Genomic DNA, 506 nt, shown 5'->3' with positions numbered 1-506 from the left:
ACACCCTGGAGGGGTTCCCGAGTGGCCAAAGGGAGCAGACTGTAAATCTGCCGGCACTGCCTTCGATGGTTCGAATCCGTCTCCCTCCACCATATTCTTCTTACCTCTTTTAAGAGTTAAGAGAACAACCTGATTGATGGGCTTATGGGAAAACATCAATTTAGGCTTACTTTGTGAAGAGTAAGACACACCCTGGAGGGGTTCCCGAGTGGCCAAAGGGAGCAGACTGTAAATCTGCCGGCACTGCCTTCGATGGTTCGAATCCGTCTCCCTCCACCATATTCTTCTTACCTCTTTTAAGAGTTAAGAGAACAACCTGATTGATGGGCTTATGGGAAAACATCAATTTAGGCTTACTTTGTGAAGAGTAAGACACACCCTGGAGGGGTTCCCGAGTGGCCAAAGGGAGCAGACTGTAAATCTGCCGGCACTGCCTTCGATGGTTCGAATCCGTCTCCCTCCACCATATTCTTCTTACCTCTTTTAAGAGTTAAGAGAACAACCTG

At 48.2% G+C, this 506-nt stretch carries 3 tRNA genes; all 3 read left to right on the top strand.

Features of this window, described 5'->3' with window-relative positions:
• The first annotated feature begins 7 nt into the window (after positions 1-7).
• Positions 8-92 (top strand) — tRNA-Tyr (locus MSG34_RS24140).
• Positions 93-194: 102 nt separating this feature from the next.
• Positions 195-279: transfer RNA gene (locus MSG34_RS24135), tRNA-Tyr, on the top strand.
• Between the two features lie 102 nt (positions 280-381).
• Positions 382-466: transfer RNA gene (locus tag MSG34_RS24130), tRNA-Tyr, on the top strand.
• The last annotated feature ends 40 nt before the right edge of the window (positions 467-506 follow it).

Origin of the sequence: Vibrio sp. 1CM2L (assembly GCF_023161695.1) — a bacterium.
Taxonomy (GTDB): Bacteria; Pseudomonadota; Gammaproteobacteria; order Enterobacterales; family Vibrionaceae; genus Vibrio; species Vibrio coralliirubri.
This window is presented reverse-complemented; position numbering and strand designations above follow the sequence as displayed.